At 72.3% G+C, this 13,572-nt stretch carries 11 protein-coding genes; 7 read left to right on the forward strand and 4 right to left on the reverse strand.

Going from position 1 to position 13,572, the window contains the following annotated elements:
* Positions 1-22: 22 nt before the first annotated feature.
* The 4 genes from purB to O3438_RS21670 all read right to left on the reverse strand — a co-directional run bounded on the left by purB (position 23) and on the right by O3438_RS21670 (position 6,360).
* Positions 23-1,447, reverse strand: a complete 1,425-nt coding sequence (gene purB, locus O3438_RS21655; protein ID WP_145778179.1) for an adenylosuccinate lyase — start codon at positions 1,445-1,447, stop codon at positions 23-25.
* Positions 1,448-1,509: 62 nt separating this feature from the next.
* Positions 1,510-3,927, reverse strand: a complete 2,418-nt coding sequence (locus tag O3438_RS21660) for a hypothetical protein (RefSeq protein ID WP_269681637.1) — start codon at positions 3,925-3,927, stop codon at positions 1,510-1,512.
* Positions 3,899-4,912 (reverse strand): glycosyltransferase family 2 protein, encoded by a 1,014-nt coding sequence (locus tag O3438_RS21665; RefSeq protein ID WP_269681638.1) that lies wholly within the window; start codon positions 4,910-4,912, stop codon positions 3,899-3,901. Before O3438_RS21665 ends, O3438_RS21660 begins: the two co-directional genes overlap by 29 nt.
* A 155-nt stretch (positions 4,913-5,067) precedes the next feature.
* Positions 5,068-6,360 carry an acetyl-CoA C-acetyltransferase gene (locus O3438_RS21670; protein ID WP_269681639.1) on the reverse strand — a complete coding sequence of 431 codons (1,293 nt, stop codon included), beginning with the start codon at positions 6,358-6,360 and terminating at the stop codon, positions 5,068-5,070.
* Positions 6,361-6,415: 55 nt separating this feature from the next.
* Here O3438_RS21670 and O3438_RS21675 point away from each other — a divergent pair, with 55 nt between their 5' ends.
* From O3438_RS21675 to O3438_RS21705, 7 genes are all read left to right on the forward strand, one after another.
* Positions 6,416-7,771: a 3-oxoacyl-ACP reductase gene (locus tag O3438_RS21675; RefSeq protein WP_269681640.1), complete on the forward strand. Its 1,356-nt coding sequence runs from the start codon at positions 6,416-6,418 to the stop codon at positions 7,769-7,771.
* 140 nt (positions 7,772-7,911) lie between these two features.
* On the forward strand, positions 7,912-8,814 hold the full coding sequence (locus O3438_RS21680) for a MaoC/PaaZ C-terminal domain-containing protein (RefSeq protein WP_269683714.1): 903 nt from the start codon (positions 7,912-7,914) through the stop codon (positions 8,812-8,814).
* Between the two features lie 101 nt (positions 8,815-8,915).
* Positions 8,916-9,668 (forward strand): NUDIX hydrolase, encoded by a 753-nt coding sequence (locus O3438_RS21685; protein ID WP_269681641.1) that lies wholly within the window; start codon positions 8,916-8,918, stop codon positions 9,666-9,668.
* Positions 9,665-10,636, forward strand: a complete 972-nt coding sequence (locus tag O3438_RS21690; RefSeq protein ID WP_269681642.1) for a serine/threonine protein kinase — start codon at positions 9,665-9,667, stop codon at positions 10,634-10,636. The genes O3438_RS21685 and O3438_RS21690 overlap by 4 nt, the downstream gene beginning before the upstream one ends.
* A gap of 9 nt (positions 10,637-10,645) precedes the next feature.
* A complete protein-coding gene (locus tag O3438_RS21695; protein ID WP_269681643.1) occupies positions 10,646-11,605 on the forward strand; it encodes a hypothetical protein in 960 nt (319 codons plus the stop codon).
* Complete coding sequence (locus tag O3438_RS21700; protein WP_269681644.1) at positions 11,602-12,864, forward strand: adenylosuccinate synthetase; 1,263 nt, start codon at positions 11,602-11,604, stop codon at positions 12,862-12,864. Before O3438_RS21695 ends, O3438_RS21700 begins: the two co-directional genes overlap by 4 nt.
* 55 nt (positions 12,865-12,919) lie before the next feature.
* Positions 12,920-13,540: a DedA family protein gene (locus O3438_RS21705; protein WP_269681645.1), complete on the forward strand. Its 621-nt coding sequence runs from the start codon at positions 12,920-12,922 to the stop codon at positions 13,538-13,540.
* Positions 13,541-13,572: the final 32 nt, after the last annotated feature.

Below are 13,572 nucleotides of genomic sequence, written 5' to 3' on the forward strand. Positions count from 1 at the left end.
CTTGATCACCGCAAAGAGGGGGTCAGAGGATGGGGGGTGGGCTGTACGTGGCGGCTTCGGGGTGGGTTTCCACCACCTTGGTGATCCGCTTGGTTACCGCTGCCACCTGGGCCTGGGCGGCACCCACGAAGGCGCTCCGGTCGGCGACCAGGGTGTCGATGTCGGCGCGGGACAGGCCGAGCCGCCCGTCGGCCGCCAACCTGTCGAACAGGTCGTTCTCCGGGGAGCCCTTCTCGCGCATCGCCAGAGCCACGGCGACCGCGTGCTCCTTGATCACCTCGTGGGCGACCTCCCGGCCCACGCCGCGCCGAACCGCCGCCACCAGGATCTTGGTGGTGGCCAGGAACGGCAGGAACCGCTCCAACTCCCGGTTGATCACCGCCGGGTACGCGCCGAACTCGTCGAGCACTGTGAGGAACGTCTGGAACAGCCCGTCGGCGGCGAAGAACGCGTCCGGCAGGGCGACCCGACGGACCACCGAGCAGGACACGTCCCCCTCGTTCCACTGGTCGCCGGCCAGCTCGCCGACCATCGACAGGTAACCCCGGATGATCACAGCGAAGCCGTTCACCCGCTCCGACGAGCGCGTGTTCATCTTGTGCGGCATCGCGCTGGAGCCCACCTGGCCCGGCTTGAAGCCCTCGGTCGCCAACTCCTGGCCGACCATCAACCGGATCGTGGTGGCCAACGACGACGGCGCCGCGGCGGTCTGCGCCAGCGCGGCCAGCACGTCGAAGTCGAGCGAGCGCGGGTACACCTGCCCGACGCTGTCCAGCACCCGAGAGAAGCCCAGGTGCTCGGCGACCCGCCGCTCCAGCTCGGCCACCTTGTCGGCGTCCCCGTCGAAGAGGTCCAACTGGTCGGCGGCCGTGCCGACCGGGCCCTTGATCCCCCGCAACGGGTACCGGGCGATCAACTCCTCCAGCCGCTCGTACGCGATCAGCAGCTCCTCGGCCGCCGACGCGAAGCGCTTGCCGAGCGTGGTGGCCTGCGCCGCCACGTTGTGCGAACGGCCGGTCATGACCAGCTCGGAGTGCTCGTACGCCAGGAAGGCGAGGCGGGCCAGGGTGGCCACCACGCGGTCCCGGATCAGCTCCAGCGAGGCGCGCACCTGAAGCTGCTCGACGTTCTCGGTCAGATCCCGGGAGGTCATCCCCTTGTGCACGTGCTCGTGCCCGGCGAGCGCGCTGAACTCCTCGATCCGGGCCTTCACGTCGTGCCGGGTGACCCGCTCCCGCTCCGCGATCGAGGCGAGGTCCACCTGGTCGAGCACCCGCTCGTACGCCTCGACCACGCCGTCCGGCACCGCGACGCCCAGGTCGCGTTGGGCGCGAAGCACGGCCAGCCAGAGCCGCCGCTCCATCCGGACCTTCTCCTCCGGAGACCAGAGGGCGACCAGTTCGGGCGAGGCGTACCGGTTGGCGAGCACGTTCGGGATCGTCGTCACGTACCTCATTGTCCCGCACCCGCTGACCGGCGCCTGGACCGGGCCGGAACCCCGGGGGGCGGTCAGGAGCGGGCGAGCTCGTAGACGGTCACCGAGCCGGCGACCAACCGGACCTGGGCCAGCCGGGCCAGCTCCGGCGACACCGCACCGGCCCGGCTGTCGGCGAAGAGCCAACGGACCCCGTACTCCGTCCGGAGCCGATCCAGGTCGGCCACTGTCGGTGAGGTGAACACACCGTCGTTGAGCGCGAGCAACTCCTGATCGGGAAAGTTCTGCCGGGCGTACCCCAGGTTGTCGACGCCGTGGGCGGCCACCACCGCGTCGGTGTAGCCCCAGCTCTCCACCACCGTGCGGTGTCCGCCCAGCCCGGTCACCCAGAACGCCCGGGCGTCGCAGTGTGGGGTCGTCCGCACCGGCCGGCAGTGCACGTTGGTGGCGACCACGTCGTCGTCGGCGGCGTTGTCGTCAAGCCACAGAGCCGCGCGCATCTCGGCGGCGGTCAGCGCGTACGGCTGCGGTCCGGTGGCCGGCGGCCCCGGCTCGGTCAGCACCGAGCGCACCGTCCCGCCCAGCACGACGGCGGCGCTGGCACCGAGCAGCGCCGCGGTGACCCCGGCCAGGGCGATCGTCACCGTTCGCCGACGACCTGCTCCCGACGCTGCCGGTGCCGAGACGCGACGCCGCCACAGGGCCGCCACCGCGACGGCGAGCGCGGCGGCAACCGCCACGAACAGCACGTACCGTGCGGCCGAGAGACCCAGGACCCGCAGCCACCCCTCGATCGTCGAGGTGGTGGGGGTGCCGGGCCGGCTGATCCTCGGCACGGCGAAACCCACCACCGTGCCGGCGGTGGCGAGCCCCGCCAACGCGCCGGCCACGGCGGGCACCACCAACACCGGCCAGGGCGCCCGAGCCGCAGCGAGAGACCAGGTGGTCAGCACGACGCCGATCGGGATGACGCCCATCCAGAAGTAGATCTGACTGATCGACGGGTGCTGGAACACCCAGGTGGTGGCGGCCCCGGCGAGGACCGTGCCGGCGAGCAGCCAGACAGCCGGATCGGCCCGGTGCCCACGCTCGCCGAGCAGGCCCATGCCCACCCACCGTGGCGACTGACCCAGCACCCACCAGCCGACCACCGCGAACGCCAGCAGCCATCCGAGGACACCACCGTCGTTGATGCCCGGTGGCAGCGGTGCGCTCGGCCAGATCCCGTCACCCGGCCCGAGCGTCTCGGCGTACGGGGCGACGAAGTGCAGCAACGCCAACGCCTGCACGCGCAGGGTGGAGGCCCCGCCACCGGCGAACAGCCGGAAACCGAGCGCCATCGCCGCCACCAGACAGGCCAACGCCACCAGGGCGGGTAGTGGGATCTGCCGCTTGCGCCACCAGAACACCACGGCGGTGAGACCCAGGCCGGCGATCAGCGGCGGCAACGCGCTGGACTTCGCCCCCGCACAGACCAGCCCGAGCGCCGGGACCAGCGGCCAGGCCGGGCCGAGGGAACGCCCCCGGGCCGCGTCGACAACGAGCCCGGCCAGCAGCAACAACGGCACCAGCACGTACGTCTGGGAGGGGCTGGCGTAGGAGAGCGGCATCTCGCCGGACACACCCGCGGGCGAGCCGAGCGTGACCGCCGCACCGGTGAAAGCGGTGAGGGCGGCCACCGGACCGGCCCAGACCGCTCCACTCAGGTCGCGGGCGAGTCCGGCCGCGAGCACCACCGCCACGCCGACCACCGGCACCAGCCAGAGTCGCAGCAGCACCGTCGTCGGCGCGATACCAGTGATCATGCTGGCGCTGGCGATGTGGGCGTCGGAGAGGTAGTGGTAGCGCAACGCCTCCCCCGCGACGTGCGGCAACTCGAATGGCATCGCCCGCGTCAACTCCTGCACCAGACCCAGGTGGTAGAGCACGTCCTGGTAGTAGCCGCCGAATACCGGAGGCAGCGGAACCATCCGCCACTGGACGTACCCCCAGGCCAGCACCACCAGCAGCGCCGCACCCATGCCCCAGTGCCAGCCGACCGGCAGCGGACGGCGCTCACCGACCCGCCAGTGCCGGCGCAGCCGGGGCACGGCGGCGAACGCGACGAGTACGGGTAGCGGCCACCACCGCAGCAGGGTCTGTTGACCGGTCGCCGCCGCCGACGCCCAGGCGACGATCTCCAACAGCAGGCCGGTGGCCGCGCCGAAGCCGAGGTCCTCGGGGAGGTTGCCGCGACTGCCGCGCAGCGCGCGGTGCACCAGGGTCCCGGGGAGTACGAGCGCGAACGCCCAGTACGCGGAGAACCACGCGAGGTCCGGCACCGGCACGCTGCCCCGTGACCACACCACGAGCAGTGCGCCGATCACGAGCACCCACGGGAGCGCGCTGAGAATCGGCACGAGAGCATTCCGGCGCGGGGCCGAGGTTGGGGCCGGAGTGTCGACCCGCTCGGCCAGCAGGGCGTCAGCCACGGAGGCGGACAACGTCGTCACCGACACGACCATGTGCACCTGCCTCGGCACCCGGAACCCCGTCCCGGGAGTCGAAGCCGATGTGGAAGGCGGGCCGGTTCTGCACCGTGGCGTAGATCCGGCCGACGTACTCGCCCAGCAGGCCGAGACAGACCAACTGCACCCCGCTGAGCAGCAGCACCGCGACGAACATCGAGGTCCAGCCGGGGATGGTGGCACCGGAGACGTGCACGACCATGCCGAACACGATCAGGGCCAGGCAGAGCAGGAAGCTCGACATCCCCATCCAGGTGGCCAGGCGCAGGGGCGCGGCCGAGAAGTTCGCGGTGCTCTCCCAGGCCAGCGCGACCATCCGGCGCAGCGGATACTTCGTCTCCCCGGCGGCACGGGCCTCGCGGTCGTAGCGCACCTCGGCGCTGGGGAAGCCGAGCGACGGCACCAGCAGCCGGTAGACCGGGGCGCGCTCGGGCAGTCCGCGCAGAACCTCGATCACGTCCCGGCTGAGCAACCGGAAGTCACCGGCCTGCGCGGGCAGGTCGGCACCGACGATCCGACGCATCGCCCAGTAGTAACCCCGGGCGGTGTTGCGCTTGAAGGCCGTGTCGGTGCTGCGGTCGGCGCGCACGCCGTAGACGACGTCCACCCCGTCCTCGCGGGCCACCCGAAGCATCTCGGCGATGGTCTCCGGCGGATCCTGGAGATCGGCGTCCAGGCTGACCACCCAGTGTCCGACGGCCCGGTGCAGGCCAGCCGTCAACGCCGCCTGGTGACCGCTGTTGCGCCGCAGTCGGAGCACTCGGAGTTGGGGCCACTCCCGGCCATGGTCGAAGAGCACCGACACGGTGTCGTCCCGACTGCCGTCGTCGACGGCGACCACCTCGTACTCGACACCGAGTGCGTCGAGGACCGGCCGCAACCGGGCGACCAGAGCCGGTATGACAGCGGTCTCGTTGAACATCGGGATGACCACCGAGAGGGTGACCGTCCGTGGAACGACAGACTCCATGGTGATACGGCCCCGATCCGCACGCAGGAGTGATCAATTGCGCGCCGAGGGCGCGGCAACGATCACCATCGCGCGGTAAACCCTCCACCAGCGGGCAGGCTGCTGAACGGCTCGTTAACGCCCGCTGCCAGGTGACTCGGTAAGCGACGTTCCGCTCAGCGCTCCAAGATCGCCGTCACGCCCTGGCCACCGGCCGCGCAGATCGAGATGAGCCCGCGTCCGCTGCCCTTCTCGGCCAGCAGCTTGGCCAGCGTCGCCACGATCCGCCCGCCGGTGGCGGCGAACGGGTGCCCGGCGGCCAGCGAGGAGCCGTTCACGTTGAGCCGGTCGGTGTCGATCGACCCGAGCGGCGCGTCCAGGCCGAGCCGGTCCTTGCAGAACTCGGGTGACTCCCAGGCGGCCAGGGTGGCGAGCACCTGCGAGGCGAACGCCTCGTGGATCTCGTAGTAGTCGAAATCCTGCAACGTCAGCCCGGCCCGGGCCAGCATCCGGGGCACCGCGTACGCGGGAGCCATCAGCAGTCCTTCGTCGCCGTGCACGAAGTCCACCGCCGCCGTCTCCGACCAGCTGAACCAGGCCAGCACGGGCAGGTTGTGCGCGGCGGCCCACTCCTCGCTGGCCAGCAGCACGGCGGATGCCCCGTCGGTGAGCGGTGACGAGTTGCCGGCGGTCATGGTGGCCTGCTCGGCGTCCGGGCCGCGGGTGCCGAAGACCGGCTTGAGCGAGCCGAGCTTCTCCACGCTGGTGTCCGGGCGCAGGTTCTGGTCGCGGGTCAGCCCCAGGTACGGCGTCATGAGGTCGTCGAAGAAGCCCCTGTCGTACGCGGCGGCGAGCCGCTGGTGTGAGCGCAGCGCCAGCTCGTCCTGGGATCGCCTGTCGATGTGCCAACGCAGCGCGGTTTGGGCGGCGTGGTCACCCATGGACAGGCCGGTACGCGGTTCGGCGTTGCGCGGGAGGTCGGGCTTGAACGGCTGGAGCGGGCGCAGCCGGGCGGCGACCTTCAACCGCTCGCCGAGGGTGCGGGCGCTGTTGAGCTTGAGCAGCGTGCGGCGCATCTCCTCGTTGACAGCGAGCGGCGCGTCGGAGGTGGTGTCGACACCCCCGGCGATACCCACGTCGAGTTGCCCGAGGGCGATCTTGTTGGCGACGAGGATGGCCGCCTCCAGGCCGGTGCCGCAGGCCTGCTGGAGGTCGTACGCGGGGGTGTGCGGGTCGAGCCGGGATCCGAGGACCACCTCGCGGGTGAGGTTGAAGTCGCGGGAGTGCTTGAGCACCGCCCCTGCCACCACCTCGCCGACCCGCTGCCCGGCCAGCCCGTACCGGGCGATCAGGCCGTCCAGCGCCGCGCCGAGCAGGTCGGCGTTGGACGCGTCCGCGTAGCGGGAGTTGGAACGGGCGAAGGGGATGCGGTTGCCCCCGATGACCGCGACCCTCCGGATGCTCTGCACGATCCGCCTCCTCGCAAAGTGTTGCTCGAACCCTACTCGCCAGTAGGCTACGCCCATGACCGACAGGTACGCGAGCTTCGTCCAATCGGCCGCCGGCCGCACGGTGGTCAAGCGCCTCGGGCTGCCCGATCCGCCTCGACTGCGCCGGCACCACCTCGGCGACCCGCTGCTGCCTGGTCCGGCACTGCTCGGCGCGGCCACCGGCGGTCGGCTCGCCGAGCCGATCGGCACGATCCTGACGGCCGCCGGGGTCGAGCTGCGCGATGCCGCCGGCGCCGGACCCCAGGACCGCTTCGGAGCCCTGGTGTACGACGCCAGCGGCATCAGCGACTCCACCCAGCTCCGCCAGCTCTACGACTTCTTCCACCCGCACGCCCGGGCCGTGCTGCCCAGTGGCCGGGTGATCGTGCTGGGCACTCCGCCGCAGGAGTGCCCGACGCCCCGCGAGGCGACCGCCCAGCGCGCCCTGGAAGGGCTGGTCCGCAGCGTCGGCAAGGAGTTCGGTCGGGGCACCACCGCCCAGCTCGTCTACGTGACCCGGGCCGCCGGGGACGGCGTTCTCACCAGCCTCGAATCGACTCTCCGGTTCCTTCTCTCCGGGCGGTCCGCGTACGTGTCGGGTCAGGTGATCCGGGTCGGTGCCGGCGAGGCGAGCGTCCCGGCCGACTGGGAGCGCCCACTGGACGGGCAGGTGGTGCTGGTCACCGGCGCCGCCCGGGGCATCGGCGCGGCACTGGCCACGGTGCTCGCCCGCGACGGCGCACAGGTGGTCGCCCTGGACATCCCCTCCGCCGGAGACGCGCTGGCGGCGGTGGCGAACGACATCGGCGGCACCGCCGTGCAGCTCGACCTGACCGCACCGGACGCGCCGATCCGGCTCGCCGAGCACCTGGCCAGCCGGCACGGCCGGGTCGACGTGGTGGTGCACAACGCCGGCATCACCAGGGACAAGACGCTCGGCCGGATGGACGCCGACCGGTGGGACCAGGTCCTCGACGTCAACCTGTCCAGCCAGGAACGGATCAACGACGTGCTGCTGGAGCGCGGTCTGATCCCGACCGGCGGGCGGATCGTGTCGGTCTCCTCGATCGCCGGGATCGCCGGCAACCGGGGTCAGACCAACTACGCCACCAGCAAGGCCGGAGTGATCGGGCTGGTCGACTCGCTCGCCCCGACCCTGCGGGAGCGGGGCATCAGCGTCAACGCGGTGGCCCCCGGCTTCATCGAGACCCGGCTGACCGCGCGCATCCCGCTGGTGGTCCGTGAGGCGGGCCGGCGGATGAACAGCCTGGCCCAGGGCGGCCTGCCGGTGGACGTGGCCGAGACGATCGGTTGGTTGGCCTGGCCGGCGAGTGGCGCGGTCAGCGGAAACGTGGTCCGGGTGTGCGGCCAGAGCCTGCTGGGGGCGTGATGCGGGGCAAGAGGGAGCCGGACGACGACCTTTCCCTGCACGAGCTGATCGACGGCCCGACCGAAGCGCTGACCGCTGAGACACTGGCCGCGGCTCTCGAACCGGCGTCGGGCAGCCGCACCCGGATCGACCTGCCCCGGATGCCGGCGGTCGGGGCGTTGAACCGGCGGGCGTTGCTCGGCGCGCTGCCGGGTCTCGGCGGCGGGCGGCGCGGGAGCGGCCTGCCGCCGGTCGAGCTGGCCGTCAGCGGGGTGACAGTCGACCGGGCACGCTTGGCCGACTACGACAGGGTCTGCGGGTTCCGGCTCAGCGATCGGCTGCCGGGGACCTTCCCGCACGTCATGGGCTTCCCGCTGACCCTTCGGCTGATGACGCTGCCGGCGTTCCCGATCCCCCTCACCGGCCTGGTGCACGTCGGCAACCGGATCGCCGTGCACCGTCCGATCACCGCCGACGAGAGTGTCGACTTCGTCGCGTACGCCGAGAACCTGCGCCCGCACGACCGGGGACGGCAGGTGGACGTGGTGCTGGTCGGCTCCGTCGACGGCGAGAAGGTCTGGGAGGGTGTCTCGACGTACCTGGGTCGGGAGCGCAAGCCCGGCGGCGGCGACCGGGGTGGACGGCCCGACGCGCCGGCCGGCACGGCCCGCTGGCGGGTGGAGCCTCGCATCGGCACGGAGTACGCGCGGGTGTCCGGCGACCACAACCCGATCCACACCTCCCGGCTCGGTGCGCGGCTGTTCGGTTTCCACCGGCCGATCGCGCACGGGATGTGGAGCAAGGCGCGCTGCCTGGCCGCGTTGGAGAACCGGCTGCCGGACTCCTACGCCGTCGAGGTCGCCTTCAAGCTGCCGGTGCCGCTTCCGAGCACCGTGAGCTTCGCTCTGCTGCCGGACGGCGGATTCGCCCTGCACGACTCGCGCGGCCGACCGCACCTGGCGGGCTCCGTGCGACCGCACCCGGCTGGCTTGGTGCGACCGCACCCGGCTGGCTTGGTGCGACCGCACCCGGCCGGCACCGTGCGACCGCACCCGGCGGTCTGATGCGCTGACCCGCCCCCCGCTGAGCAGTCGGGCTTGGCAGGGGCGCACCCATGCGCTAGGTTGTTCTCACATAGAGATGTTCTCATAGTGAGAGAGACGCAGTGAACGAGCAGGAGTTCCTGGACGCGTACGACCCCCGGGCCTATCCGGCGGTCGCGGTGACCGTCGACGTGGTCGCATTCACCATCCGCGACGACGCGCTGCACCTGCTGCTGATCCGACGCGGCCAGGCACCCTTCGAGGGCCACTGGGCGCTGCCCGGCGGCTTCGTCCACCCCGACGAGGACCTGACCACCGGCGCCCGACGCGAGCTGGCCGAGGAGACCGGGCTCGGCGGCGAAGGGCTGCGCCGCGTACACCTGGAGCAGTTGGGCAGCTACGGCGCTCCTGACCGCGACCCGCGGATGCGCATCGTCTCGATCGCCCACCTCGCGTTCGCCCCCGACCTGCCCGACCCGGCCCCCGGCACCGACGCCGACGAGGCGATCTGGCTGCCGGTGACCGCGCTGAGCAGCCGGCAGCTCGCCTTCGACCACGGCCGGATCATCGACGACGCGCTGGAGCGGGCCCGGTCCAAGCTGGAGTACACCCCGCTCGCCACCCGCTTCCTGCCCGCCGAGTTCACCATCAGCGAGCTGCGCGCCGTCTACGAAACGGTCTGGGGTCACCCGCTGCACGCCGGCAACTTCCACCGCAAGGTGCTGTCCGTGCCGGGCTTCGTGGAGAGCACCGGCACCAACACCGAGCGCGGCGGCAGTCGAGGCGGCCCCCGCGCCCGGCTCTACCGGGCCGGCGACGCCCGCCTGCTGCACCCGGCGCTGCTGCGCCCGGCCCGCGAGGAGACGGTGCGATGAGGACGGCGGAGGCCATCGGCCTGGTCGCGGCGGCCCGCACCGACGCCGACCTGTTCGGCGCGGACCAGCCGGCCCGGCGTTACCGCGAGCTGGTCGCGGCCCTGCACCCCGACCACCTGCCGGCCGACCCGGCGGTACGCGCCGAAGCCACCGAGGCGTTCATCCACGTCACCACCAGGTGGCGGGCCCGGCAGGTGACAGTCCTCGGCGACTACCGGCTCGGCGCGCCGGCCCACTCCGGTGACCTGGCCGACCTCTACGACGTGGGCGACGACCGACTACTCAAGCTGCCCCGGCGGCCCACCGACAACGACCTGATGACCCGCGAGGCACACGCCCTGCGCACCATCGCCGAGCGCGGCGACCCCCGCTACCTGCCGTACGTGCCCCGACTGGTGGACGAGTTCCGGCACCGCGACACCGCCACCGGCGCGGAACGTCGGATCAACGTGCTGGCCACCGCACCGGGGCTGCACGACCTCGACGAGGTGCGGCGCGCGTACCCCGACGGGTTGGACGCCCGGGACGTGGCCTGGATGTGGCGGCGACTGCTGGTGGCGCTCGGCCTGGCCCACCGGGCCGGCGTGGTGCACGGCGCGGTACTGCCACGACACGTGCTGATCGAGCCGGACGCCCACGGCGTGGTGCTCGTCGACTGGTGCTTCTCGGCACCCGTCGGCAGCACGATCCCGGCGCTGGTGCCCGGCCATGAGGACTGGTACCCGCCCGAGGTCGCCCAGAAGCGGCAGTCCGGGCCGGGCACCGACATCTGGTTGGCCACCCGCTGCATGACCTGGCTGCTGAACCGCCACGCGCCGCATGAGCTGCTCACCTTCGCCGAGGGCTGTCGGCAGCGGTTGCTGGACAAGCGACCCGACGACGCCTGGCGTCTGCTGCGCGAACTCGACCAGGTGCTGGACCGGCTCTACGGGCCACGCACCTTCCGACCCTTCACCCTCACCCCCTAAGGAGCTGTCATGGGCAGTGGGATCTGGTCCACCGACGTGTACGACGCCGCCGACCGCTACCGCCGGTCCACCGGTAAGAGCGCCTTCTCCTACAGCGACAGCGGGGCGCGCACCGTGCACCCCGCGCTCGACCCCCGCGACGCGACCCGCGAGAGCCGCGACTCCGACGAGCACCCCCGCTCGACGCCGGTCGCGGTGCTCTTCGACGTGACCGGCTCGATGCGCAACGTGCCGCGCGTCCTGCAGACCAAGCTGCCGCAGTTGCTCGGGCTGCTGCAACGGCAGGGCTACGCCAGCGACCCGCAGATCATGTTCGGCGCGATCGGCGACGCCACCTGCGACCGGGTGCCGTTGCAGGTTGGGCAGTTCGAGTCGGACAACCGGATGGACGACGACCTCGGCCGGATCGTCCTCGAAGGCGGTGGCGGCGGTCAGATGAGCGAGTCGTACGAGCTGGCCATGTACTTCATGGCCCGGCACACCGTGACCGACAGCTGGGAGAAGCGCGGCCGGCGCGGTTACCTGTTCATCATCGGCGACGAGCTGGCGTACAAGCAGGTGAAGGCCCGGGAGGTGGCCCGCCTGATCGGCGACGACGTGGCCGAGGACGTGCCGCTGCGGCAGATCGTGGACGAGGTGACAGGCCGATGGGACACCTACTACCTGCTCCCCGCCGGCAGCCACTACGCCGGCAACGCCACGGTGCTGGACTTCTGGCGCGACCTGCTCGGGCAGAACGCCGTCGTGCTCGACGACCTGGACGCGGTGTGCGAGACCATCGCGCTCACCATCGGCCTCGGTGAACAGGCCATCGACCTGGACGAAGGGTTGCGTGACCTGGACCGCGCCGGCTCCGGCGCAACCGGCACCGTGTCGAAGGCGCTGGCCCGTCTCGGCCGGGGACGGCGGGCCGACGTGTCGACGCTTCCGGCGTTCCGCGACACCGCGGGCGGGGTGACCCGGCTGTGAGGCACGTGGCGGTGGTCGACCTCGGCTACGGCGACGCCGGCAAGGGCACGGTGGTGGACTGGCTCTGCGCCACCCGCCCCGTGCACACGGTGGTCCGCTTCAACGGGGGCGCGCAGGCGGCACACAACGTCGTGCTGCGCGACGGGCGGCACCACACGTTCGCGCAGTTCGGCGCCGGCACGTTCCACAGCGGGGTCGGTACGCACCTGTCGCGGCACGTGGTGGTGGACCCGCTGGCCCTGGCCGCCGAGGCCGACCATCTCGCCACGGTGGGGGTGCACGACGCGCTCGACCGACTGACAGTCGACGGGGAGGCGCTGCTCGCCACCCCGTACCACCGGGCCGCCAACCGGGCCCGGGAGATCGCCCGGGGAGCCGACCGGCACGGCTCCTGCGGGCTGGGGGTGGGCGAGGCCGTCGCGTACGGTCTCGCCCACCCGGACGACGCGCCCCGGGTCGCCGACTGCCACAGCCCAGCGCTGCTGCGCCGCCGGCTGACCGCCCTGCGGGACCGGTTGACCGCCGAACTCGGCCCGCTGGACGCGCCCCCGGTCGAGGACTGCCTGCCCGCGTACACCGGGTTCGCCGGGCGGGTCGCGATCGTCGACCGGAACTGGCTCGCCGGTGCGCTGCGCTCCGGGACCTGCGTCTTCGAGGGCGCGCAGGGGGTGCTGCTGGACGAGTGGCACGGCTTCCACCCGTATACGACGTGGAGCACCACCACGTTCGCCAACGCCGAGAGTCTGCTCGCCGAGGCCGGCCTGCCCGGCGACGTGACCCGGGTCGGGGTGCTGCGGGTGGTCACCACCCGGCACGGGGCCGGCCCGCTGGTGACCGAGGACCCGACTCTGCCACTGGCCGATCCGCACAACCCGACGAACCCGTGGCAGGGCCGGTTCCGCTTCGGCCACTTCGACGCCGTCGCCCACCGGTACGCCCTCGCGGCGGCCGGCGGGGTCGACGGCCTGGCGTTGACCCACCTCGACCTGGCCGGCCCTGACCTGCGGTTCTGCCGGCGCTACGACACCACCGACCACCTCACCCCCGGCCCGCCAGGTGACCTGGACCGGCAGGCCGCGCTCACCGCCCGTCTGCTGCGTTCCCGCCCGGTCTACGACGACCCGCCGACGGACTGGACGGAGGCGGTCGGAGCGGAGCTGGGCACGCCGGTGGTGCTGACCTCGCACGGTCCCACCGCCGACGACAAGAACGCGCTCGGTCCGCTGCTCACCCCACCGGCGCTGATCGGCGCCGGCTGAGGCGTCTTCTGCCGACTCGACCACCGGGCGGCCCCCACCCGGCAAGCATGGGGGCATGGACGCCCTGCTCGACCTCCTTCGTGGGACGGTCACATCGCCGTGGGTGTACCTGTTGATCTTCGGACTCACCGCGATCGACGCGTTCTTCCCGGCGGTGCCGGGCGAGGCCGCGGTGATCACCGCAGGGGTCCTGTCCGCCAGCAGTGGTCACCCCAGCCTGACCCTGGTGATCGTCAGTGCCGCCGTCGGCGCGCTGGTCGGCGACCACATCTCCTACTCGATCGGTCGGGGCGGCGGCGCGCACCGGCTGGCCCGCCTGCCGGACGGCAGCCGGCGGCGGGCCGGCTCCGACTGGGCCCGCCGGGCCGTGGACCGGCGCGGCGGAATCATCCTGACCACCAGCCGGTACGTGCCGGGCGGTCGAACGGCGGTCACCCTCACCATGGGCGCGGTGCGCTATCCCCGCCGGGCATTCCTGCTGTACGACAGCATCGCTGCGGTCACCTGGGCGCTGTACTGCGGGCTGCTCGGTTACTTCGGCGGGTTGGCCTTCGAGCGCGATCCCGTGAAGGGCGTACTGGTCGGAGTGGGCGTCTCGCTGGTCATCACGTTCGGTCTGGAGGGGATCCGCTGGCTTCGCCGCCGGGCCCACCGGCACGCCGCCTCCCGCCGCTGACGCGGTCTTCAGTTGCCGGCCTTCCGGTTGCG

Source organism: Micromonospora sp. WMMC250 (genome assembly GCF_027460215.1).
In the GTDB taxonomy this organism is placed as follows: Bacteria; Actinomycetota; Actinomycetes; order Mycobacteriales; family Micromonosporaceae; genus Micromonospora; species Micromonospora taraxaci.

Coding starts and splice junctions, on each gene's coding strand:
- O3438_RS21675 (WP_269681640.1), top strand. CDS start 6,416: ATGACCGACAGGTACGCGAGCTTCGTCCAATCGGCCGCCGGCCGCACG.
- O3438_RS21690 (WP_269681642.1), top strand. CDS start 9,665: ATGAGGACGGCGGAGGCCATCGGCCTGGTCGCGGCGGCCCGCACCGAC.
- O3438_RS21705 (WP_269681645.1), top strand. CDS start 12,920: ATGGACGCCCTGCTCGACCTCCTTCGTGGGACGGTCACATCGCCGTGG.
- O3438_RS21665 (WP_269681638.1), bottom strand. CDS start 4,912: ATGGAGTCTGTCGTTCCACGGACGGTCACCCTCTCGGTGGTCATCCCG.
- O3438_RS21695 (WP_269681643.1), top strand. CDS start 10,646: ATGGGCAGTGGGATCTGGTCCACCGACGTGTACGACGCCGCCGACCGC.
- O3438_RS21680 (WP_269683714.1), top strand. CDS start 7,912: ATGCCGGCGGTCGGGGCGTTGAACCGGCGGGCGTTGCTCGGCGCGCTG.